Below are 20,798 nucleotides of genomic sequence, written 5' to 3'. Positions count from 1 at the left end.
AGAACTCCAAATTACTTCTATTAGTTAGAAACGGTTTCGCCGTTAGACTTGAAGAAACGAACTTTTTTGCCGTCTTCAAAACGGAAACCGATACGGTCAGCTTTACCAGTAGCTGCGTTAAAGATAGCCACGTTAGAAACGTCGATAGCTGCTTCTTGCTCTACGATACCGCCTTGGATACCCATAGCTGGAACAGGTTTCTGATGTTTCTTAACTAGGTTGATACCTTCAACGATAACTTTACCAGTTGCTAGAACCTTAGTTACTTTACCTTTCTTGCCTTTGTCTTTACCAGCAAGAACGATTACTTCGTCATTACGACGGATTTTAGCTGCCATTTCTACGTGCTCCTTACAGAACTTCTGGAGCCAGTGAAACGATCTTCATGAACTTATCGCCACGAAGTTCGCGTGTCACAGGACCAAAGATACGTGTACCGATTGGTTGCTCAGTATTGTCGTTTAGCAATACGCAAGCATTTCGGTCGAAGCGAATGACAGAACCGTCAGGACGACGTACGCCTTTACGGGTGCGCACTACCACCGCCTTCAGAACATCACCTTTTTTAACTTTACCGCGAGGGATTGCTTCCTTCACAGTAACTTTGATGACGTCACCGATATGTGCATAACGGCGGTGAGAGCCACCCAGAACCTTAATACACATTACGCTGCGTGCGCCTGAGTTATCAGCTGCGTCCAGCATACTTTGCATTTGGATCATGTTAGTGCTCCGCTAAATATTAATAACTAGACCCATCACGGGTCGGGCTGCCTCTTTAAAAGGGACGCGAATTGTACCACCCTTTTTTGTGATTGGGTAGTCAAAAAATAAACGGCTCCAAAAATATTTTGGAGCCGCTTTAGTTTCATAGAATTAACGAGATTAAATCTTCGCCTTTTCTAGAACTTTTACCAAAGTCCAAGACTTAGTCTTAGACAGTGGACGACACTCTGCGATTTCAACTGTGTCGCCTAGGCCACACTCGTTGTTCTCGTCATGTGCGTGTACTTTAGTCGTACGTTTTACGTATTTACCGTAGATTGGGTGTTTTACGAAACGTTCGATAGCAACAGTGATAGACTTGTCCATCTTGTCGCTAACAACACGACCTTGTTGAGTACGTTTTACTTCGCTCATTATGCGCCTGCCTTCTCAGTCAAAACAGTTTTCACACGTGCGATATCACGGCGTACAGCTTTCAGAGTATGAGTTTGCTGTAGTTGACCAGTCGCAGCTTGCATGCGCAAGTTGAACTGTTCGCGTAGCAAATTCATTAGCTCAGCGTTAAGCTCTTCAACGCTTTTCTCGCGTAGATCTTGTGCTTTCATCACATCACCTGCTTAGTTACAAATGTAGTTTTGAAAGGCAGTTTACGTGCCGCAAGACGGAACGCTTCACGTGCCAATTCTTCAGGTACACCACCCATTTCGTACATAACCTTACCAGGTTGGATTTGGGCTACCCAGTACTCAACGTTACCTTTACCCTTACCTTGACGAACTTCAAGTGGTTTTTCTGTGATTGGTTTGTCTGGGAACACACGGATCCAGATTTTACCTTGACGCTTAACGTGACGTGTCATTGCACGACGTGCCGCTTCGATTTGACGAGCAGTTAGACGACCACGGCCAACAGCTTTAAGACCGAATTCGCCGAAGCTTACATCAGTACCTTTAGCTAGACCACGGTTACGACCAGTCTGAACCTTACGGAACTTAGTACGTTTAGGTTGTAGCATCTGTCGACTCCTTACTTACGGCCTTTACGCTGCTTCTTAGGCTTGTCGCCTTTAGGCTCTACAGCGTTAGCTGCTGGCATACCACCTAGGATTTCACCTTTGAAGATCCAAGTTTTAATGCCGATCACACCGTATTGAGTGTGAGCCGAAGAAGTTGCGTAATCAATGTCAGCACGTAGAGTGTGTAGAGGCACACGGCCTTCACGGTACCACTCTGAACGTGCGATTTCAGCGCCGCCTAGACGACCGCTTACTTCCACTTTGATACCTTTAGCGCCTAGGCGCATTGCGTTTTGTACTGCGCGCTTCATAGCACGACGGAACATAACACGACGCTCTAGCTGAGACGCGATGCTGTCACCAACAAGTTGCGCATCTAGTTCAGGCTTACGTACTTCAGCGATGTTAATTTGCGCTGGTACACCTGCAATTTTAGCTACAGCTGCGCGTAGCTTCTCAACGTCTTCACCTTTCTTACCGATAACAACGCCTGGACGAGCAGTGTGAATAGTCACACGGATGCTCTTAGCAGGACGCTCGATAACGATACGTGATAGAGACGCTTTTTTCAGTTCACTTGTAAGGAACTGACGTACCTTGAAGTCGCCGTCTAGGTTGTCAGCGAAATCTTTGGTGTTAGCAAACCATGTAGCATTCCAAGGCTTAACGATGCCTAGACGAATACCATTTGGATGTACTTTTTGACCCATTGCTTACTCTCCTAGTCTCTAGCGATCTGCTACAACAACAGTGATGTGGCTTGAACGCTTCAAGATACGATCCGCACGACCTTTAGCACGAGGCATAATACGCTTCATGGTTGGGCCTTCATCTACAAAGATTTTTGCGACATTCAGATCGTCAATATCTGCACCTTCGTTGTGCTCCGCGTTAGCGATAGCAGACTCTAGAACTTTCTTAACTAGTGCAGCAGCTTTTTTGTTGCTGAACGTTAGGATTTCTAGAGCTTGGTCAACAGATTTACCACGGATTAGATCCGCAACTAAGCGAGCTTTCTGAGGCGAAATGCGAGCAAAGTTATGTTTAGCAATTGCTTCCATTATCTACTCCTTAGCGCTTCTTAGCTTTCTTATCCGCAGCGTGACCGCGGTAAGTACGTGTTGGTGCGAATTCACCCAGTTTGTGACCGATCATTTCATCAGTTACAAATACTGGTACGTGCTGACGACCATTATGGACAGCGATGGTCAAACCGATCATCGTAGGGATGATCATTGAACGACGGGACCAAGTCTTAATAGGCTTTTTGTCTCCGCTTTCCACCGCTTTCTCTACCTTCTTCAGCAAGTGTAGGTCAATAAAAGGACCTTTCTTGAGAGAACGTGGCATGGCGATTCCTCTTTATATAGATTACTTGTTACGACGACGTACGATGTACTTGTCAGTGCGTTTGTTCTTACGAGTCTTGAAGCCTTTAGTAGGCATACCCCAAGGAGATACTGGGTGACGACCACCAGAAGTACGGCCTTCACCACCACCATGTGGGTGGTCAATCGGGTTCATTACAACACCACGAACCGTTGGACGGATACCGCGATGACGTGATGCACCTGCTTTACCAAGTTCACGTAGCATGTGCTCAGAGTTACCAACTTCACCGATTGTTGCACGGCCTTCAGAAAGAACTTTGCGCATCTCGCCAGAACGTAGACGGATAGTTACGTACGCACCGTCGCGAGCAACGATTTGAGCGTAAGCACCAGCCGAACGAGCTAGCTGACCACCTTTACCAGGCTTAAGTTCAACGTTATGTACTGTTGAACCTACTGGGATATTACGCATTGGTAGAGTGTTACCAGCTTTGATTGGTGCATCAACACCAGACTGAATAACATCACCAGCTACAACACCTTTAGGTGCTAGGATGTAGCGACGCTCACCGTCTTTGTAAAGAACTAGAGCAATGTTTGCGCTACGGTTTGGATCGTATTCAAGACGCTCAACTGTCGCTGGAATACCATCTTTAGTACGTTTGAAGTCAACTACACGGTAGTGATGCTTGTGACCACCGCCGATGTGACGTACTGTGATACGACCCTTGTTGTTACGACCACCGTTCTTAGAGTTTTTCTCTAGAAGAGGTGCGTATGGCTTGCCCTTGTGTAGGTCAGCGTTAACAACTTTAACAACGTGACGACGACCAGGGGAAGTCGGCTTACATTTAACAATAGCCATTTTTAACTACTCCTGTTATTCCGCGCCGCCAACGAAGTCAAGATCTTGACCTTCTTTCAAAGTAACGTACGCTTTCTTAACGTCGCTGCGGCGACCTTGGCGTAGACCTTGACGTTTGGTCTTACCCTTAGTGATAAGAGTATTTACAGACTTAACTTCAACTTCAAATAGCTTTTCTACAGCTGCTTTGATCTCTTTTTTAGTCGCATCTTTAGCTACTTTGAAAACGATAGTGTTCGCTTTCTCAGCTGCCATAGTTGCTTTTTCAGAGATGTGCGGTGCACGTAGAACTTTTAGGATACGCTCTTCAGTGATCATGCTAGCATTTCCTCTACTTGCTTAACTGCTTCTGCAGTCATTACAACTTTGTCAAACGCGATTAGAGATACTGGATCGATACCAGCAACATCACGTGCGTCAACTTTGTATAGGTTACGAGCAGCTAGGAATAGATTCTCATCTACTTCGCTAGTCACGATTAGAGCGTCAGTTAGCTCAAGCTCTTTAAGCTTAGCAACTAGCTCTTTAGTCTTTGGTGCTTCAACTGAGAAGTTATCAACAACGATTAGACGCTCTTGACGAACAAGCTCAGAAAGAATGCTCTTCATAGCACCACGGTACATTTTTTTGTTTACTTTTTGGCTGTGATCTTGTGGTTTCGCAGCAAAAGTAACACCACCTGTACGCCAGATTGGGCTACGGATTGTACCAGCACGCGCACGGCCAGTACCTTTTTGACGCCATGGCTTAGCGCCACCGCCAGAAACTTCTGAACGTGTTTTTTGAGCACGAGTACCTTGACGAGCACCTGCTGCGTACGCAACAACTACTTGGTGTACAAGAGCTTCGTTAAACTCACGTCCGAAAGTAGTTTCGGAAACAGTTAGTGCATCGGCACCTTTAACCATTAGTTCCATTACTTACTCCTGAGACGTTATGCTTTAACAGCTGGTTTAACGATCACGTTGCCGCCAGTTGCGCCTGGGACTGCACCTTTAATAAGAAGCAGGTTGCGCTCAGCGTCAACACGTACGATCTCTAGGTTTTGAGTCGTTACACGCTCAGCACCCATGTGACCTGCCATTTTCTTGCCTTTAAATACGCGACCTGGAGTCTGACATTGACCGATAGAACCAGGAGCACGGTGAGACAATGAGTTACCGTGAGTCATATCTTGAGTACGGAAGTTCCAACGCTTAACAGCGCCTTGGAAACCTTTACCCTTAGATGTACCAGTAACGTCTACTTTCTTAGTTTCGTTGAATAGTTCAACAGTTAGTTCTGAACCAACTTCGAACTCTTCGCCGTTTTCTAAACGGAATTCCCAAAGACCGCGACCAGCTTCAACGCCAGCTTTAGCAAAGTGACCTGCTTCAGCTTTGTTTACACGGTTAGCTTTCTTAGAACCAGCTGTAACCTGGATTGCTGCGTAGCCGTCAGTTTCAAGAGTTTTCACTTGAGAAACACGGTTAGCTTCAACCTCAACAACTGTTACTGGGATAGAAACGCCTTCTTCAGTAAATACGCGGGTCATGCCCACTTTACGACCGATTAGACCAATCATACTTCTAATCTCCCTTAACCTAGGCTAATTTGAACGTCAACGCCCGCAGCAAGGTCTAGACGCATTAGAGCATCAACAGTCTTGTCTGTTGGCTCAACGATGTCGATTAGACGCTTGTGAGTACGGATTTCGTACTGGTCACGTGCTTTCTTGTTAACGTGTGGAGAGATAAGAACTGTGAAACGCTCTTTACGAGTTGGCAGTGGGATTGGACCACGAACCTGTGCGCCAGTGCGCTTAGCTGTTTCAACGATTTCCGCTGTAGAAGCATCGATTAGTTTGTAATCGAAAGCTTTTAGGCGGATACGGATACGTTGGTTCTGCATGAGACAGAGCTCCAAATTTAATAAATTACACAAACAATATCGCCACTCAAACTCGTCAAGACGAGAGAATGCCGATTGATTTATGTGAAACCGTAGCATCCAAGATTAGGACGCATTGTCAGTTAATTTTCGATTAACTATCCCTATATGCCAAAGTCACCTTTGAGGATAGTTTTTCCGAAGAAAAGATAGCTAATTGTATTAACCGCGAACATAAGCTGAGTATACATTACCTCGCAAATCCTTAGATTTGCTCGCTCCTCACTGCTCATTGGTTCACAACTGGCTTAACCAGTGCGCTGCATTATACAGATCACACTTTAGGTTGCAAGCGCTGAGTGAAAAATAATCGGGAATATTCCAAACCCCATACATTCCTCTTCGCTTGGTAGCCATTAAAACAAAAAGGACGCCGAAGCGTCCTTTTCTAAACTGTAATCGTAATAGCGGCTGCTATTATTTCTTACCGCTTGATAGTGCACCGAAACGCTTGTTGAAGCGATCAACACGGCCGCCTGTATCAACGATACGTTGCTTACCAGTGTAGAATGGGTGACACTTGTCACATACGTCTAGGTGGATAGACTCTTTACCTAGAGTAGAGTTGAACTCAAAAGAGTTGCCGCAAGAACAAGTCGCTTTTACTGCTTTGTATTCTGGGTGGATACCAGCTTTCATGGGATAACCTCAATAGTAGGCCGTGTCGCTATACGAATCTAAGCCGCACACCACACGCAATTAATAATAAAATGGGATACCGCATCAACTAATTGCCGAAGCCATATCTCAAGGCGCGATATAGTAAAGAATCACATTGCTCGGATCAACACATTTGGCAACTTTTTCGCCACTTTTTTAGCCAGACTAATCATAGAGGCACGATTCACGCTGAATCGCATTGCTTTACTCGAATTTCCATACCGATTTTAATAGACTCTCATTTCCTTTCCCTCTTTTTTAATAGCTAAGAATTTATGCGTCCAACCATTGCTAGAGTGGCATTACCCGTTCCGCTCGACAAACAATTTGATTACGCCATTCCGGGGCACCTGTTTCCGATCATTGGTGGACGCGTTTCCGTACCTTTTGGACGCCAAACCTTAGTTGGCATCGTCACCGCGATGGTTAATCACTCGGACTTTCCCAAAGATCAACTCAAGCCAATCAAAGCAGTTCTTGATTCTCAGCCGATATGGTCTGAAAAGCTTTATTCGTTGCTGACTTGGTGCAGCCAGTTCTACCAATACCCACTTGGAGATACGCTACACAATGCGATGCCAGCAGCTCTACGTAAAGGAAAGCCTGCAGATTTTGCGACGCTACAAGAGTGGCAAATTACCGAATCCGGTAAAGACAAGCTGATGCAAGGGCTTGATCGTCGAGCGGTCAAACAACAGAAGGTCTTGCAAATGTTGGTTAACGGCGCTTTGCCTCACCAGGAATTTGTCGACCAAGAGATAGCCTCAACAGTACTAAAGTCTTTAGAAGAGAAAGGCTGGATTGAACGTATCGAGAAGAAGCCTGCAATCACCCAGTGGGGACAGCACGTTGAATGCTACGTCGAGAAGCCAAAGCTCAACCACGAACAAGCGCTGGCTATTGCGAGTGTAAATAGCCAAACAGGTTTTGCTTGCTATTTATTAGAGGGAGTAACTGGCTCTGGTAAAACAGAAGTTTACTTAAACCTTATCAAGCCAGTTTTAGAGCAAGGGAAACAAGCATTAGTTTTAGTACCTGAGATCGGTCTAACGCCCCAAAGCATCAACCGCTTTAAACGCCGTTTTAATGTGCCAGTTGACGTCATCCACTCCGGGTTAAACGAGACGGAGCGTCTGAATGCGTGGCTTTCTGCACGCGACAAAGCGGCCGGAATCATTATCGGCACACGCTCTGCCCTACTCGCGCCTTTTGCTGATCTCGGGATTATCATTGTGGACGAGGAACATGACACCTCTTACAAACAGCAAGATAGCTTGCGTTATCATGCACGCGATGTTGCTGTAATGCGCGCTCATAAAGAACAAGTTCCGATTGTTCTGGGCTCAGCCACACCTGCACTGGAGACATTGCACAATGCCTTGTCAGGCAAATATCACCATTTAACACTAACCCAACGAGCTGGCTCTGCCGTGCCAACCACTAATAAAGTGTTAGATGTAAAAGGTCAGTATTTAGAAAGTGGCTTATCTGCCCAACTGATTGCCGAGATGCGCAAGCATTTAAAAGCGGGCAATCAAGTAATGTTGTTTCTTAACCGTCGAGGCTTTTCGCCCGCTTTGATGTGCCATGAATGCGGTTGGATTGCAGAATGTAAACGCTGTGATGCGTACTATACGTTCCACCATTACAGCAACGAAATACGCTGCCATCACTGCGGCTCACAACAACCGGTGATTCATCAATGTCAGGGGTGTGGTTCAACCCAATTGGTTACCGTCGGCGTAGGAACGGAACAACTCGAACAACAATTGGCTCAGTTATTTCCAGAATACAACGCCATTCGCATCGACAGAGACAGCACACGTCGCAAAGGTAGTTTGGAAGATGCCCTTGAATCGATTCGTAAAGGTGAACATCAAATTCTGATTGGCACCCAAATGCTGGCTAAGGGGCACCATTTTCCAAATGTAACGCTCGTTGCTCTTTTGGATGTTGATGGCTCTCTCTATAGTAGTGACTTCCGCGCTTCCGAGCGACTAGCGCAGTTGTTTATTCAAGTCGCAGGTCGTGCCGGCCGCGCAAGTAAACCTGGCGAGGTTATCCTACAAACCCACCATCCTGAGCACAGCTTGCTGCAGGCCCTGCTTCAAAAAGACTATCGCCACTTTGCTATGACTGCTCTGGAAGAACGCAAACTGGCTCAGCTTCCGCCTTATAGTTTCTTGACTCTGTTTAAAGCAGAGGCGAACCAAAGTGAGATAATTGAAGACTTCCTGCGTCAGGTTCGCTTTACGTTAGAGTCACACCCTCTGTTCGATGATTCCTGCATGGTGTTAGGCCCTACTCCTTCACCTTTGGCCAAGCGGGCTGGTAAATACCGTTGGCAACTATTACTGCAAACTCAGCATCGTTCATTGATGCAAAAGTTATTAACCAGTGCCAAACCTGCTATTGAGTTGTTGCCAAATGCTAAGAAAGTACGCTGGAATTTAGACATAGAACCACAAGATCTCAGCTAGCAAACGTTTAACTATGTAATGAATTACCATTTAATGTGACCAGAATCACACCAAGATTACAATTTTTGTTAAACAGACCGTAACTTTCACTTTAGAAATGAATAGACTATCCAAATTAGAAAAGTCTAAAGTGACTTGTTTGCACAGGCTTAGATTAAAACAATGACTATTCCCACAAATTGATATCGCGGTGAAGAATCCATTTTCCCACTCGTTAACACGAACTGAGCGAAGAGCAAACACAGCTCTAACTCGGTTTGATTACTCTGATTTCAAACCGGAATAACGTCATCTTGGCAAAAAATAAATGAGAGGTTAAAAACTATGGCGACAATGAAGGATGTTGCCCAGCTTGCGGGAGTGTCTACGGCTACGGTATCTCGAGCCTTAATGAATCCAGAGAAAGTCTCTTCTTCTACAAGAAAGAGAGTAGAAGATGCCGTACTTGAAGCGGGTTATTCTCCAAACTCATTAGCGCGTAACTTACGTAGAAACGAATCAAAAACCATTGTTACTATCGTTCCCGACATCTGTGATCCTTATTTTTCTGAAATTATTCGCGGTATTGAAGATGCAGCCATGGAACATGGCTATCTAGTCCTGCTGGGCGATAGCGGACAACAGAAGAAACGCGAAAGCTCTTTCGTTAACCTCGTATTTACTAAGCAGGCAGATGGAATGCTACTGCTTGGTACAGATCTACCATTCGATGTCAGTAAGCCAGAGCAAAAGAACTTACCTCCGATGGTAATGGCGTGTGAATTTGCGCCTGAACTCGAGCTTCCGACAGTACATATTGATAACCTGACCTCTGCATTTGAAGCGGTGAATTACCTGACCCAATTAGGTCATAAACGCATTGCTCAAATCTCTGGACCAGATACAGCAATATTGTGTCAGTTCCGCCAGCAAGGCTACCAACAAGCCCTGCGCCGTGCCGGCATCAATAAAGATCCACAATATAGTGTCATTACTGAGTTCTCTTTTGATGGCGGAGCAAAAGCCGTTCGTAAACTGCTCGAATTGCCAGAACCACCAACGGCTATTTTCTGTCACTGTGACACAATGGCCATCGGCGCAATTCAAGAAGCGAAAAAGCTTGGCTTACGAGTACCGCAAGATCTCTCTGTTGTGGGCTTTGATGACATTAACTTCGCTCAGTACTGCGATCCACCGTTGACCACCATCTCTCAACCTCGCTATGAGATTGGTCGACAAGCGATGCTAATGATGCTCGAGATGTTAAAAGGCCACGACGTGCATTCAGGCTCGCGTCTGCTTGAAACTAATCTCGTCATTCGTGGAAGTGCAGCGCCACCACAGCGCCCTTAACCTAAAGATTAGGTATTCATCCCCAAAGCGGTGCTAAGGCGCCGCTTTTTTATTTACCCCTCCTGCTTTTTGTGTATCCATGAATAAATGTAAGTGAGAACGGAAACACACTCCTACACTCGGGCGTTGTCGCGCTTTAGCTATCAAGATTCTATCAATAGGGTGTTTTCTCAACTCGTTCTGGATTAACATATTTGCAAGAATCCTTGATGACCAGAAATAACCGTGGCAAATAGAGATTATGTAAGACGGGGGCGAGGCGCCCCAAAAAAGTCGACAAAAAAACAGCCGCCGAGAAGAAAAAAACCTTGGCGCAGTGGCCTGCTCGCTATCTTGCTCGTGGGCGGTTTTGGCTATGGTCTTTACCTTTTGAGTAGCGACCCAGAACCTAAACAACCAGTCGTGAAGCAGCCAACAACCACTGTAAGCAAACCAAAGCCGAAAAAAGACTTGCCGCCACCACCAGAAGAAAAATGGGAATATGTTGAGTCACTACCGAAACGTGAAGTTGAAGTTGTGGCCAAAGAAATTGAAGTTTCTAAAATTCCTTACATCATGCAGTGTGGCGCGTACAAAACCCAGGCACAAGCCGAAGAGCGTAAGCTTGCAATCGCGTTCCAAGGGATGTCGAGCAAGATTCGTAAGAAAGAAGGCAGTTCATGGTATCGCGTGGTGCTAGGTCCGTATAAGTTCAAACGTGATGCAGAACGTGACCGTCATAAACTGCAACGCGCGAAAATCGAGCCGTGTGCGATTTGGAAAGAAAATCTTTAAACTCAGGCCCTAGGAGCTAAGATCCTAGGGCCTTTCTTTTTGCCCCCTTGAATCCCCATTTCTCCTCCCCCATATACTGAATTAAATCCAAAGAGAAATAATCAAGAGGTCGACTGTGACTACCATTGTATCTGTACGTCGAAATAATAAAGTCGTCATCGCGGGTGATGGCCAAGTATCTCTAGGCAATACCGTAATGAAAGGTAATGCGCGCAAAGTTCGCCGCCTATACAACAACCAAGTACTAGCGGGCTTTGCCGGCGGTACTGCGGATGCCTTCACCCTTTTTGAGCGCTTCGAAAGCAAACTGCAAATGCACCAAGGTCACCTAACCAAAGCGGCAGTTGAGCTAGCCAAAGACTGGCGTAGCGATCGTGCTTTGCGCAAGCTCGAAGCCTTACTTGCCGTTGCCGATGAAACCGCATCGTTAATCATTACCGGTAATGGTGATGTCGTACAGCCAGAACACGACCTGATTGCGATTGGCTCTGGTGGTGCTTACGCACAAGCTGCCGCAACCGCCCTACTAGAAAACACAGATCTAGATGCTCGTGAGATCGCGGAAAAATCTCTCAATATCGCGGGTGATATTTGTGTCTTCACTAACCATCACCACACGGTAGAAGAGCTAGACTCAACAGTAGAGCCTGAAAAACCAACCGCGTAATCGTAACGAAGTAAGGAAAGAATATGTCTGAAATGACGCCTCGCGAAATCGTTCATGAATTGAACCGCCACATTATCGGTCAAGAAAAAGCCAAGCGTTCGGTTGCGATTGCACTTCGTAACCGCTGGCGCCGCATGCAGCTTGAAGAAAGCTTGCGTGCCGAAGTGACACCAAAAAACATTTTGATGATTGGCCCTACTGGTGTTGGTAAGACTGAAATCGCACGACGCCTTGCAAAACTAGCAAATGCCCCTTTCATCAAAGTTGAAGCGACAAAATTCACCGAAGTGGGTTACGTTGGTAAAGAAGTTGAGACCATCATCCGTGACCTAACCGATGTCGCTGTGAAAATGACGCATCAACAAGCGATGGAGAAAGTGAAATTCCGCGCAGAAGAGCAAGCGGAAGAACGCATTCTTGATGCGCTACTGCCACCAGCACGTGATAGCTGGGGTCAAGCAGAGCAAACGGAAGAGTCTTCTCACACTCGCCAGATCTTCCGTAAGAAACTGCGTGAAGGCCAACTAGACGATAAAGAAATTGAAATCGACGTAGCCGCACCACAAATGGGCGTAGAGATCATGGCGCCTCCTGGTATGGAAGAGATGACTAACCAGCTGCAAGGCATGTTCCAAAACCTCGCTGGCGACACCAAGAAAAAACGTAAGCTGAAAATCAAAGACGCAATGAAAGCGTTAGCGGAAGAAGAAGCGGCGAAACTGGTAAACCAAGAAGAGCTAAAAGAAGCAGCGATTTTCAACGTTGAAAACAACGGCATCGTATTTATCGATGAGATCGACAAAATCTGTAAACGCGGCGAGAGCTCAGGCCCAGACGTTTCACGCGAAGGTGTTCAGCGCGACCTACTTCCATTGATTGAAGGCAGCACGGTATCAACCAAGCACGGCATGGTAAAAACAGACCACATTCTGTTTGTTGCATCTGGTGCATTCCAAGTGGCAAAACCATCTGACTTGATCCCAGAATTGCAAGGTCGTCTACCAATTCGTGTTGAGCTAGAAGCACTAAGCAGCAACGACTTCAAACGCATTCTGACAGAACCAAAAGCCTCTCTAACAGAGCAGTACGTTGCGTTGATGAAAACGGAAGATGTGGACATCGAATTCACAGAAGACGGCATCACGCAAATCGCGGAAGCGGCATGGACGGTCAACGAAAGCACCGAAAACATCGGTGCTCGTCGCTTACACACCGTAATGGAACGCTTGATGGATGAAATCTCTTACGACGCAGCGGAGCAATCTGGCGCTAAATTCGTTATTGATTCCGCTTACGTGAAAGCGCGCCTAGGCGACACAATTGAAGATGAAGATCTAAGCCGCTTTATTCTTTAATCGCAATCTATTTTACCAAAGCCCAGAACCTTGTTTCTGGGCTTTTTGTATAGAATGACGGCCACTGTGACAACACCTAAATCAAAAAGATCTCGTCATTCTAGCGAGCTCAAGCGAGACTAAGAATCTAGTAACAGCAGACGCCTATTCTTTCTCTCTCACCGTAACACTTCACAATCGGATGATAGATTCTGAATCACACTCGTTCCTCGCTGTTCAGAATGACGGTGACTTAGACAACATCTAGATCAAAAGCTCTCGTCATTCTAGCGAGCTTAAGCGATACTAAGAATCTGCTAACAGCAAACGCCTTTCTTTCCCACTCACCTTCACCACTGCACAACCGGATGATAGATTCTGAATAACCCTTTGACTTCTAGTTGAGTTGTTTTAGGTCAATAGCGTATCTGCCTCTTTGTGCTTATACTGGGCACATTGGTTACTAGCACGAAATTTCCATGAAACAATCTCTACAGATCTGGCTTGAAGCCGCTCGTCCAAAAACATTACCTCTGGCATTGGTCTCTATCTTAACAGGTAGCGTACTCGCCTACTCGGCGGGTCATTTCTCACTGACGATTGCCATCATGGCTTTCGTAACCGCGACATTGCTGCAAATTCTGTCCAACCTGGCAAACGACTATGGCGATGCCGTTCAAGGTACAGATAACAACAAACGCCTCGGCCCATTACGAGCGATGCAGTCTGGCGCGGTAAGTGCGAAACAGATGAAACAGGCGATTATCTTTAACATCGCTCTGACCGCCATTTCAGGCTTGGTGTTGGTTTTCTATTCACTAAGTTCACTGGAAAGCATTGTCACTTTTATCGGGCTGGGAATTCTGGCCATTCTCGCAGCCATTGCTTATACCATGGGTAGCAAACCATACGGTTACGTGGGGCTTGGCGATATATCAGTGTTCTTGTTTTTTGGTCTACTCGGCGTATCCGGTACCTACTTCTTGCATACCGGTCACGTAGACACCACGCTATTCTTACCTGCTTTAGGCTGCGGTTTACTCGCCGTTGCAGTACTCAATATCAACAATATGCGTGATATAGAGAACGACCGAGAGTGTGGTAAACGCACGGTGGCGGTACGCTTAGGTCAACGTAAAGCCAAACAGTACCACTTTATTTTACTTGGCGGAGCTATCCTTGCCTTTGCGGCTTACTTGTTAATTCAAGACAAACCCGTTTGGATTAGCTTGCCATTTTTACTTAGTATTTATTTCGTGGCCGATCATGGTAAAGCGGTTTGGCATACACAAAAGCCCGCTCAGATAGCACCAATGATGCCAGTCATCGTGAAATGTTCTCTAGTCACCAACGTTTTGTTTGCAACAATTGTGGTAGCTCAAACTCTAGTAAGTTAAAAAAGGATTGTCATTGCATTGACTTAATGCCTAGATATACTCAAAGACAACCAATTTCTGTTTAGAAAGGTACGCTATGGAATACAATACCTCAGCACTCTGTGATATCTACCTCGATCAGGTAGATGTGGTTGAACCAATGTTCAGTAACTTTGGCGGTCGCGCTTCATTTGCCGGGCAAATCACCACCATCAAGTGTTTTGAAGATAATTCGTTGATCCGCGAGACATTAGAGCAAGATGGACTTGGTCGCGTTTTGTTAATTGACGGTGGCGGTTCCCTACGTAAAGCCCTTATCGATGCAGAAATCGCAACCATTGCGGAAGAAAACGAGTGGGAAGGCATTGTCGTTTACGGCTGTGTTCGTGAAGTAGATGAACTTGAAGATATGAACTTAGGCATTCAAGCCCTCGCCTCTATTCCTGTTGGAGCGACCAGCCAGGGTATTGGCGAATTGGATATACCAGTCAACTTTGGCGGCGTTAGCTTCCTTCCAGAAGATTACATTTACGCTGATAGCACCGGAATTATCCTGTCGCCAGAACCATTGAATATTGATTTAGAGTTGGATGAAGAAGCATAACGAGTCTTAGGCGCCTAAGTTATAGGGTCTTCTCTTGGCTCTTAGCGCCTAGCCTTGTCTTAACATTTTCTACTTCCCTAAAACACAAACACCCGCTTAACGCGGGTGTTTTTAATTTGGAATGAAGAAGCCGAATTATTCCACTTCGTCCATTTTGCCAAGTAGTGCACGAATGCGCTCTTGCCATTGTGCGTGCTCTTGCTGTGCTTGTTGTGCTTTTTGCTCTAGCTCTTCACGTTGAGAGCGAAGCTCGTTCGCTTCTTCCGCAAGTTTAGCTTTATCTTCTTTCAGCTCTTCGACTTCCATCTGAAGAAGAGTGATTGTGTCAACTGCAGTTTGAATTTTAGATTCTAGTTGTTCTAGTACTTCAAAAGACATCTTGGCCTACCTATGTTATTCCGTTGGGACGATGTGCGAGATTGATGCACACCTAACCTATATAAGGTTCATTCTACTCAGCGTCGCGATGAGAAACACTCACTATATTCGATATTTTGCATCATTCGGTCAAAAAATCAGCGCAATCTCACTAAACGCTGACTTTTCTTGTCGCCGAAGCATTTTTGAGCAAGGATTTTGCGTCTCGCTACGCTGAAAATCGCCCTAAGTATTGATCAAATTCAAGTTAGATAAAGTAAAAGCCTCGCAAAAAGGCAAACGTTTACTCGACCTTGTGATAGAATCGCCGCGCAAATTCTTCTTCCCTCTTGCTTACTTGGAGACATCATGAAACGCGATTTAGCAATGGCATTTTCCCGTGTGACTGAAGGTGCAGCTCTGGCTGGTTACAAATGGCTTGGCCGTGGCGATAAAAACGCAGCCGATGGCGCAGCTGTTGAAGTTATGCGCACGCTACTGAACAAAACAGATATCAGTGGTGAAATTGTCATTGGTGAGGGTGAAATCGATGATGCGCCAATGCTGTACATTGGTGAGCAAGTGGGTATTGGTGGTGATGAAGTGGATATCGCTGTTGACCCGATTGAAGGGACGCGTATGACGGCAATGGGACAATCGAACGCACTAGCCGTACTTGCCGCAGGTGAGAAAGGCAGCTTTCTTAAAGCGCCAGATATGTACATGGAAAAACTGGTTGTTGGCCCTGGTGCAAAAGGCGTAATTGACTTAGAAAAGCCGTTAAAAGAAAACCTAGAGAACGTAGCAAAAGCCCTGAACAAGCCACTTGATACCCTAGTCGTTATTACCCTTGCGAAGCCTCGCCACGATGACGTTATTGCAGAAATGCAAGCAATGGGCGTACGTGTTTTTGCGGTGCCTGATGGTGACGTCGCTGCCTCTATTCTAACTTGTATGCCAGACAGTGAAGTGGACATGATGTACTGTATTGGCGGTGCGCCAGAAGGGGTTGTATCAGCAGCGGTAATTCGAGCGCTAGACGGTGACATGCACGGTCGCCTGCTTCCTCGTCATGAGGTAAAAGGCGATACTGAAGAAAACCGCATTTACGGTGCAGATGAACTAAAACGCTGCGATGAAATGGGCGTAAAAGCGAATGTTGTCCTCAAAATGGAAGACATGGCTCGTAGCGACAATGTGGTATTTTCAGCTACAGGCATCACTAAAGGTGACTTGCTGGAAGGTATCTCTCGTCAAGGCAATATTGCAACCACAGAAACGCTGCTCGTGCGCGGTCGATGCCGAACTATTCGCCGCATTAAGTCGACTCACTACCTAGATCGTAAAGATCCAGAAGTACGCGATATTATTCTTTAAGCATTTCTCGAGGCTCTCGCTCAGTCTGAGCTTGAGCCTTTCTTTCCGCACAACGGGCAATAGCTTCTGAATCACACTCGTTCCTCGTTGTTCAGAATGACGGTGACTTTAATAAGCTCTAAATCGAAAGAACTCGTCATTCTAGCGAGTTCCAGCGAGACTAAGAATCTAGTTGTAACAAGCTCCTATTCTTTCCTGGTCACCTTAACCACTACTCAACCAAAAAATAGATTCTGAATCACCTCGTTCCTCGTTGTTCAGAATGACGGTGACTTTAATTAGCCCTAAATCAAAAGAACTCGTCATTCTAGCCAGTTCCAGCGAGACTAAGAATCTGGTAACAGCAAACTCCTATTCTTTCCCGCTCACCTTAACCACTGCTCAACCAGAAGATGGATTCTGAATCACCTCGTTCCTCGTTGTTCAGAATGACGGTGATTTTAATAAGCTCTAAATCGAAAGAACTCGTCACTCTAGCGAGTTCCAGAGAGACTAAGAATCTGGTAACAGCAAACTCCTATTCTTCCTGCTCGCCTTAACCGCTGCACAATCGGACGATAGATTCTGAATCACCTCGTTCCTCGCTGTTCAGAATGACGACATATATTGGCTCATATGAACATCGCCCCTACAAATCCACACTCAAATTAAGTCAACACTTTTCTTTACTAACCCTATCGCGCATAATATGTACTGACGTATAAATGGTGGGTATATGAAGACCGTAGATAGGATATTGCAAATCGTTAAGCGTGATGGCTCCGTCACTGCAAAACAACTCTCCTCTGAGCTAGGTATGACAACCATGGGGGCTCGTCAGCACCTGCAAAGTTTAGAAGATGATGGCATTCTTTCTATCCATGACGTAAAAGTAAAAGTTGGTCGCCCTGCTCGTCATTGGTCTCTCACTCAAAAAGGTCATGAGCAATTTGCTGACCGTCACGGTGAGTTGACCATTCAGTTTATAGAAGCTGTCGAACATATCTTTGGCAAAGATGGACTGGAAAAAGTCACATCAGAGAGGGAAAAACTCACGTTACAAAGTTATCGTCAGCATCTTGAGCAATGCGACTCTCTGCAAAGCAAACTAGAAACACTCGTCACATTAAGAGAGCAAGAAGGCTATATGGCTGAACTCGAGAAAGATGAGAACGGATTTATCTTAATCGAAAATCACTGTCCGATTTGTAAAGCCGCAACTCGCTGCCCAAGCTTGTGCCAATCAGAATTAAGTGTCTTTCAGTCTTTACTTGGACGTGACACCAAAGTAGAGCGTACCGAACACATCATTAGTGGCCAAAGACGCTGCGTTTACCGCATCCAACAACTGCAGTAACCACCACAACCAAACATCGACATGCCGCACTTATTCAATCTCAAGCTTGAAAGCTTCTCTTATAAGTGAGACGGCTGAAGAATTCATCCTCTCTCCTCTTTCTAGTGGTATAGGCTTTTAGTAACTAAAGGCAACTTCCATAAGGATTTGGAGAGCATCGATGTCTAATCTACGTCATATCCCATCCCAAACGCTTCCTCCATTCGATGAAATGGTTCGAATGGCAGAGCGAGACCCAGAAGCTTTTGAGCAATTTCGTCATGAGATGGCGAAAGAGATGATCGAGAGCGCATCAGAAAATATGAAAGAAAGATTGTGGGCTCAACAAAGCCACATCGATAGAGTCATCAGCACGTGTAAAAACCCTCATCACACCAATGTGGTATTGATGAACGAGTTGCAAAAACAGGTCGTGAAGTTCAAAGCAGCGCTACAAGGGGAAGCCGCACCAACACAAAAAGCGGATGTGGTTAGCTTAAACGCGTTTAAAGATAGGGATGATTTTTACTGATACTCAGTAGATAGATCGAGAAAGTTAGGGTTCGTTTCTCTCACCAAGGCTAACTTCCACTCACGCTTCCACTGCTTGAGCTGCTTTTCTCGGTTTATAGCCGTAGCCATATCGTCGAATAACTCAAAGTAAACGAGCTTATGAACGTTGTATTTCTTAGTAAACCCTTCCACTACTCCATTTTTATGTTGCCATATTCTTTGGGGCAGCTGACTGGTAACACCTATGTAGAGAACGGCGTTGTTATTTGACGTTAGGATATAAACGCAAGGTGTCTTATCGATGATTCATTCTCTTCATTATTCGCTGTTACTTTTCCATTGTAATTCGCAAGCTCAGTCAGTTTATTTCGAACTCGGAGCGCTCTATGCGTAGATTCTGAATCACACTCGTCCCTCGCTGTTCAGAATGATGATGACTTTAACAGCCTCCAAACCAAAAAGGATCGTCATTCTAGCGAGCTTTAGCAAAGCTAAGGATCTGGTAACAGCAAGCCCCTATTCTTTCCCGCTCACCTTGGCCACTGTTCAATCGGACGATAGATTCTGAATCACTTCGTTCCTCGCTGTTCAGAATGACGATGGCTTTCACAGACTCTAAATCAAAGGAGCTCGTCACTCAATCGAGCTTTAGCGAAACTAAGAATCTGGTAACAGCAAGCTCCTATTCTTTCCCGCTCAGCTTAACCACTGCTCAACCGGACGATAGATTCTGGACCACGCTCATTCTTCGCTGTTCAGAATGACAGTGGCTTTAACAGCCTCTAAATCAAAAGAGTCCGTCATTCTAGCGAGCCGCAGCGAAACTAAGAATCTGGTATCAGCAAGCTCCTATTCTTTCCCGTTCACCTAAACCACCGCACAATCGGACGATAGATTCTGAATCACACTCGTTCCTCGCTGTTCAGAATGATGATGACTTTAACAGCCTCCAAACCAAAAAGGATCGTCATTCTAGCGAGCCGCAGCGAAACTAAGAATCTGGTATCAGCAAGCTCCTATTCTTTCCCGCTCAGCTTAACCACTACTCAACCGGATGATAGATTCTGAATCACCTCGTTCCTCGTTGTTCAGAATGACGATGACTTTAAGAGCCTCTAAATAAAAAGAGCTCGTCATTCTAGCGAGCCTTAGCGAGACTAAGGATCTGGTAACAGCAAACTCCTACTCTTTCACACAGCTTAACCAGGGCCCAAGCGGACGATAGATTCTGAATCACGCTCGTCCCTCGCAGTTCAGAATGACGGTGAGTTTAACAGCCTCTAAATCAAAAGAGTTCGTCATTCTAGCGAGCCTTAGCGAGACTAAGGATCTGGTAACAGCAAACTCCTACTCTTTCACACACAGCTTAACCAGGGCTCAAGCGGACGATAGATTCTGAATCACACTCGTCCCTCGCTGTTCAGAATGATGATGACTTTAACAGCCTCCAAACCAAAAAGGATCGTCATTCTAGCGAGCCTCAGCGAGACTAAGAATCTAGTAACAGCAAGCTCCTATTCTTTTCCGCTCAGCTTAAACACTGCTCAAGCGGACGATAGATTCTGAATCACGATCGTCCCTCGCAGTTCAGAATGACGGTGAGTTTAACAGCCTCTAAATCAAAAGAGTTCGTCATTCTAGCGAGCCTTAGCGAGACTAAGAATCTACTTTCAGCACGCACGATACTTGAAGCAATTACTCCGGCTCAGGGCCATATTGGTTTGGTCCTGATGTTCCCTTTAAGAACCCACATTCAATTAGAATCCATAAACCACAAATCAGAGAAATGGAAGCAACGAACATCTGTGGGGTCGACGGCTCTTGCGCGGCAGGGCTGGTCATTGGCGTGGCAATTCGTCCGATAATCAACGGAATATTCAGTGCTAGCCAATAGATCGATTTGTTGCGGTCGTGCCAACGCTTGGTGGTGATCGCCAAATCAGGGATCAACAGAACCACCAAGAAAATAGGAAGAAGCACATAGGAGAGAGTCGGAAGCAGCTGGCTGATACCGGCACCAAAGCCTAGAATGGACACATAGTAAATGACGTTCCAAATCCAGTATGTTTTACGGTTTATACGTCCTTGAAAAGAAAACAGTAACTCTTTAGTCGACATCAAATTTTACCCCAAAGTAGAAAGG

General features: G+C 45.7%; 27 protein-coding genes. 10 read left to right on the top strand and 17 right to left on the bottom strand.

Annotated features, from left to right (window positions below; all coding sequences use genetic code 11):
* Nucleotides 1-20: 20 nt before the first annotated feature.
* From rplX to rpmE, 14 genes are all read right to left on the bottom strand, one after another.
* The gene (rplX, locus tag R7M92_RS09160; protein ID WP_005379574.1) at nt 21-338 is read right to left on the bottom strand and encodes a 50S ribosomal protein L24; all 318 of its coding nucleotides are present in this window, start codon (nt 336-338) and stop codon (nt 21-23) included.
* Nucleotides 339-351: 13 nt separating this feature from the next.
* A complete protein-coding gene (rplN, locus tag R7M92_RS09155; protein WP_004410450.1) occupies nt 352-723 on the bottom strand; it encodes a 50S ribosomal protein L14 in 372 nt (123 codons plus the stop codon).
* 162 nt (nt 724-885) lie between these two features.
* Nucleotides 886-1,140: a 30S ribosomal protein S17 gene (rpsQ, locus tag R7M92_RS09150; RefSeq protein ID WP_005379575.1), complete on the bottom strand. Its 255-nt coding sequence runs from the start codon at nt 1,138-1,140 to the stop codon at nt 886-888.
* Complete coding sequence (rpmC, locus tag R7M92_RS09145) at nt 1,140-1,331, bottom strand: 50S ribosomal protein L29 (protein WP_005379576.1); 192 nt, start codon at nt 1,329-1,331, stop codon at nt 1,140-1,142. The genes rpsQ and rpmC overlap by 1 nt, the downstream gene beginning before the upstream one ends.
* A complete protein-coding gene (gene rplP / locus R7M92_RS09140) occupies nt 1,331-1,741 on the bottom strand; it encodes a 50S ribosomal protein L16 (protein ID WP_005379577.1) in 411 nt (136 codons plus the stop codon). Before rplP ends, rpmC begins: the two co-directional genes overlap by 1 nt.
* Before the next feature lie 11 nt (nt 1,742-1,752).
* Complete coding sequence (rpsC, locus tag R7M92_RS09135; protein WP_005383161.1) at nt 1,753-2,451, bottom strand: 30S ribosomal protein S3; 699 nt, start codon at nt 2,449-2,451, stop codon at nt 1,753-1,755.
* Nucleotides 2,452-2,469: 18 nt separating this feature from the next.
* Entirely contained in the window at nt 2,470-2,802 is a 333-nt protein-coding gene (gene rplV, locus R7M92_RS09130) for a 50S ribosomal protein L22 (RefSeq protein ID WP_005383164.1), read from the bottom strand.
* 10 nt (nt 2,803-2,812) lie between these two features.
* On the bottom strand, nt 2,813-3,091 hold the full coding sequence (gene rpsS, locus R7M92_RS09125; protein WP_004394525.1) for a 30S ribosomal protein S19: 279 nt from the start codon (nt 3,089-3,091) through the stop codon (nt 2,813-2,815).
* 21 nt (nt 3,092-3,112) lie between these two features.
* Nucleotides 3,113-3,937: a 50S ribosomal protein L2 gene (gene rplB, locus R7M92_RS09120; protein ID WP_005383168.1), complete on the bottom strand. Its 825-nt coding sequence runs from the start codon at nt 3,935-3,937 to the stop codon at nt 3,113-3,115.
* A 15-nt stretch (nt 3,938-3,952) separates the two neighbouring features.
* Nucleotides 3,953-4,255: a 50S ribosomal protein L23 gene (rplW, locus tag R7M92_RS09115; protein WP_004398471.1), complete on the bottom strand. Its 303-nt coding sequence runs from the start codon at nt 4,253-4,255 to the stop codon at nt 3,953-3,955.
* Nucleotides 4,252-4,854, bottom strand: coding sequence for a 50S ribosomal protein L4 (gene rplD / locus R7M92_RS09110; protein ID WP_005379556.1), 603 nt, complete (start codon nt 4,852-4,854; stop codon nt 4,252-4,254). Before rplD ends, rplW begins: the two co-directional genes overlap by 4 nt.
* A 17-nt stretch (nt 4,855-4,871) precedes the next feature.
* Nucleotides 4,872-5,501 (bottom strand): 50S ribosomal protein L3, encoded by a 630-nt coding sequence (gene rplC / locus R7M92_RS09105; RefSeq protein ID WP_005379555.1) that lies wholly within the window; start codon nt 5,499-5,501, stop codon nt 4,872-4,874.
* 14 nt (nt 5,502-5,515) lie between these two features.
* Nucleotides 5,516-5,827, bottom strand: coding sequence for a 30S ribosomal protein S10 (gene rpsJ, locus R7M92_RS09100; protein WP_004410492.1), 312 nt, complete (start codon nt 5,825-5,827; stop codon nt 5,516-5,518).
* Between the two features lie 456 nt (nt 5,828-6,283).
* Entirely contained in the window at nt 6,284-6,505 is a 222-nt protein-coding gene (rpmE, locus tag R7M92_RS09095; protein WP_005379546.1) for a 50S ribosomal protein L31, read from the bottom strand.
* A gap of 296 nt (nt 6,506-6,801) precedes the next feature.
* Between rpmE and priA the strand changes: the two genes are divergently transcribed.
* The 7 genes from priA to rraA all read left to right on the top strand — a co-directional run bounded on the left by priA (nt 6,802) and on the right by rraA (nt 15,093).
* On the top strand, nt 6,802-9,006 hold the full coding sequence (priA, locus tag R7M92_RS09090; RefSeq protein WP_318133209.1) for a primosomal protein N': 2,205 nt from the start codon (nt 6,802-6,804) through the stop codon (nt 9,004-9,006).
* Between the two features lie 303 nt (nt 9,007-9,309).
* The gene (gene cytR / locus R7M92_RS09085; protein WP_254901949.1) at nt 9,310-10,338 is read left to right on the top strand and encodes a DNA-binding transcriptional regulator CytR; all 1,029 of its coding nucleotides are present in this window, start codon (nt 9,310-9,312) and stop codon (nt 10,336-10,338) included.
* A 225-nt stretch (nt 10,339-10,563) separates the two neighbouring features.
* A complete protein-coding gene (gene ftsN, locus R7M92_RS09080; RefSeq protein ID WP_017820300.1) occupies nt 10,564-11,112 on the top strand; it encodes a cell division protein FtsN in 549 nt (182 codons plus the stop codon).
* 115 nt (nt 11,113-11,227) lie between these two features.
* Nucleotides 11,228-11,779, top strand: coding sequence for an ATP-dependent protease subunit HslV (gene hslV / locus R7M92_RS09075; protein WP_226421504.1), 552 nt, complete (start codon nt 11,228-11,230; stop codon nt 11,777-11,779).
* A gap of 23 nt (nt 11,780-11,802) precedes the next feature.
* A complete protein-coding gene (hslU, locus tag R7M92_RS09070) occupies nt 11,803-13,134 on the top strand; it encodes an HslU--HslV peptidase ATPase subunit (protein ID WP_025768349.1) in 1,332 nt (443 codons plus the stop codon).
* Between the two features lie 458 nt (nt 13,135-13,592).
* Nucleotides 13,593-14,510: a 1,4-dihydroxy-2-naphthoate polyprenyltransferase gene (locus tag R7M92_RS09065; RefSeq protein WP_172563400.1), complete on the top strand. Its 918-nt coding sequence runs from the start codon at nt 13,593-13,595 to the stop codon at nt 14,508-14,510.
* Between the two features lie 76 nt (nt 14,511-14,586).
* The gene (gene rraA, locus R7M92_RS09060; protein WP_033905997.1) at nt 14,587-15,093 is read left to right on the top strand and encodes a ribonuclease E activity regulator RraA; all 507 of its coding nucleotides are present in this window, start codon (nt 14,587-14,589) and stop codon (nt 15,091-15,093) included.
* A gap of 135 nt (nt 15,094-15,228) precedes the next feature.
* On the opposite strand, the gene zapB is transcribed toward rraA, so the two are convergent.
* Nucleotides 15,229-15,471 carry a cell division protein ZapB gene (gene zapB, locus R7M92_RS09055; RefSeq protein ID WP_005379536.1) on the bottom strand — a complete coding sequence of 81 codons (243 nt, stop codon included), beginning with the start codon at nt 15,469-15,471 and terminating at the stop codon, nt 15,229-15,231.
* Between the two features lie 348 nt (nt 15,472-15,819).
* Here zapB and glpX point away from each other — a divergent pair, with 348 nt between their 5' ends.
* The 3 genes from glpX (at nt 15,820) to R7M92_RS09040 (ending at nt 18,674) form a co-directional block, all read left to right on the top strand.
* Nucleotides 15,820-16,827: a class II fructose-bisphosphatase gene (gene glpX / locus R7M92_RS09050; protein WP_005383180.1), complete on the top strand. Its 1,008-nt coding sequence runs from the start codon at nt 15,820-15,822 to the stop codon at nt 16,825-16,827.
* A 715-nt stretch (nt 16,828-17,542) separates the two neighbouring features.
* A complete protein-coding gene (locus tag R7M92_RS09045) occupies nt 17,543-18,163 on the top strand; it encodes a helix-turn-helix transcriptional regulator (RefSeq protein WP_005379532.1) in 621 nt (206 codons plus the stop codon).
* A gap of 160 nt (nt 18,164-18,323) precedes the next feature.
* Complete coding sequence (locus tag R7M92_RS09040) at nt 18,324-18,674, top strand: DUF3135 domain-containing protein (RefSeq protein WP_213877138.1); 351 nt, start codon at nt 18,324-18,326, stop codon at nt 18,672-18,674.
* Here R7M92_RS09040 and R7M92_RS09035 read toward each other — a convergent pair.
* A complete protein-coding gene (locus R7M92_RS09035) occupies nt 18,668-18,934 on the bottom strand; it encodes a GIY-YIG nuclease family protein (protein ID WP_372051706.1) in 267 nt (88 codons plus the stop codon). The two genes, R7M92_RS09040 and R7M92_RS09035, sit on opposite strands and share 7 nt — an antisense overlap.
* Nucleotides 18,935-20,350: 1,416 nt before the next feature.
* Complete coding sequence (locus tag R7M92_RS09030; RefSeq protein WP_005384868.1) at nt 20,351-20,773, bottom strand: DUF805 domain-containing protein; 423 nt, start codon at nt 20,771-20,773, stop codon at nt 20,351-20,353.
* Nucleotides 20,774-20,798: the final 25 nt, after the last annotated feature.

Origin of the sequence: Vibrio sp. Vb2880 (genome assembly GCF_033337975.1) — a bacterium.
GTDB lineage: Bacteria > Pseudomonadota > Gammaproteobacteria > Enterobacterales > Vibrionaceae > Vibrio > Vibrio alginolyticus.
The sequence above is the reverse complement of the archived record's forward strand: the minus strand, read 5'-3'. Positions and strand labels throughout refer to the sequence as shown.

Coding starts and splice junctions, on each gene's coding strand:
- rplX (WP_005379574.1), bottom strand. CDS start 338: ATGGCAGCTAAAATCCGTCGTAATGACGAAGTAATCGTTCTTGCTGGT.
- rplN (WP_004410450.1), bottom strand. CDS start 723: ATGATCCAAATGCAAAGTATGCTGGACGCAGCTGATAACTCAGGCGCA.
- rpsQ (WP_005379575.1), bottom strand. CDS start 1,140: ATGAGCGAAGTAAAACGTACTCAACAAGGTCGTGTTGTTAGCGACAAG.
- rpmC (WP_005379576.1), bottom strand. CDS start 1,331: ATGAAAGCACAAGATCTACGCGAGAAAAGCGTTGAAGAGCTTAACGCT.
- rplP (WP_005379577.1), bottom strand. CDS start 1,741: ATGCTACAACCTAAACGTACTAAGTTCCGTAAGGTTCAGACTGGTCGT.
- rpsC (WP_005383161.1), bottom strand. CDS start 2,451: ATGGGTCAAAAAGTACATCCAAATGGTATTCGTCTAGGCATCGTTAAG.
- rplV (WP_005383164.1), bottom strand. CDS start 2,802: ATGGAAGCAATTGCTAAACATAACTTTGCTCGCATTTCGCCTCAGAAA.
- rpsS (WP_004394525.1), bottom strand. CDS start 3,091: ATGCCACGTTCTCTCAAGAAAGGTCCTTTTATTGACCTACACTTGCTG.
- rplB (WP_005383168.1), bottom strand. CDS start 3,937: ATGGCTATTGTTAAATGTAAGCCGACTTCCCCTGGTCGTCGTCACGTT.
- rplW (WP_004398471.1), bottom strand. CDS start 4,255: ATGATCACTGAAGAGCGTATCCTAAAAGTTCTACGTGCACCGCACATC.
- rplD (WP_005379556.1), bottom strand. CDS start 4,854: ATGGAACTAATGGTTAAAGGTGCCGATGCACTAACTGTTTCCGAAACT.
- rplC (WP_005379555.1), bottom strand. CDS start 5,501: ATGATTGGTCTAATCGGTCGTAAAGTGGGCATGACCCGCGTATTTACT.
- rpsJ (WP_004410492.1), bottom strand. CDS start 5,827: ATGCAGAACCAACGTATCCGTATCCGCCTAAAAGCTTTCGATTACAAA.
- rpmE (WP_005379546.1), bottom strand. CDS start 6,505: ATGAAAGCTGGTATCCACCCAGAATACAAAGCAGTAAAAGCGACTTGT.
- priA (WP_318133209.1), top strand. CDS start 6,802: ATGCGTCCAACCATTGCTAGAGTGGCATTACCCGTTCCGCTCGACAAA.
- hslU (WP_025768349.1), top strand. CDS start 11,803: ATGTCTGAAATGACGCCTCGCGAAATCGTTCATGAATTGAACCGCCAC.
- R7M92_RS09065 (WP_172563400.1), top strand. CDS start 13,593: ATGAAACAATCTCTACAGATCTGGCTTGAAGCCGCTCGTCCAAAAACA.
- rraA (WP_033905997.1), top strand. CDS start 14,587: ATGGAATACAATACCTCAGCACTCTGTGATATCTACCTCGATCAGGTA.
- zapB (WP_005379536.1), bottom strand. CDS start 15,471: ATGTCTTTTGAAGTACTAGAACAACTAGAATCTAAAATTCAAACTGCA.
- glpX (WP_005383180.1), top strand. CDS start 15,820: ATGAAACGCGATTTAGCAATGGCATTTTCCCGTGTGACTGAAGGTGCA.
- R7M92_RS09045 (WP_005379532.1), top strand. CDS start 17,543: ATGAAGACCGTAGATAGGATATTGCAAATCGTTAAGCGTGATGGCTCC.
- R7M92_RS09040 (WP_213877138.1), top strand. CDS start 18,324: ATGTCTAATCTACGTCATATCCCATCCCAAACGCTTCCTCCATTCGAT.
- R7M92_RS09030 (WP_005384868.1), bottom strand. CDS start 20,773: ATGTCGACTAAAGAGTTACTGTTTTCTTTTCAAGGACGTATAAACCGT.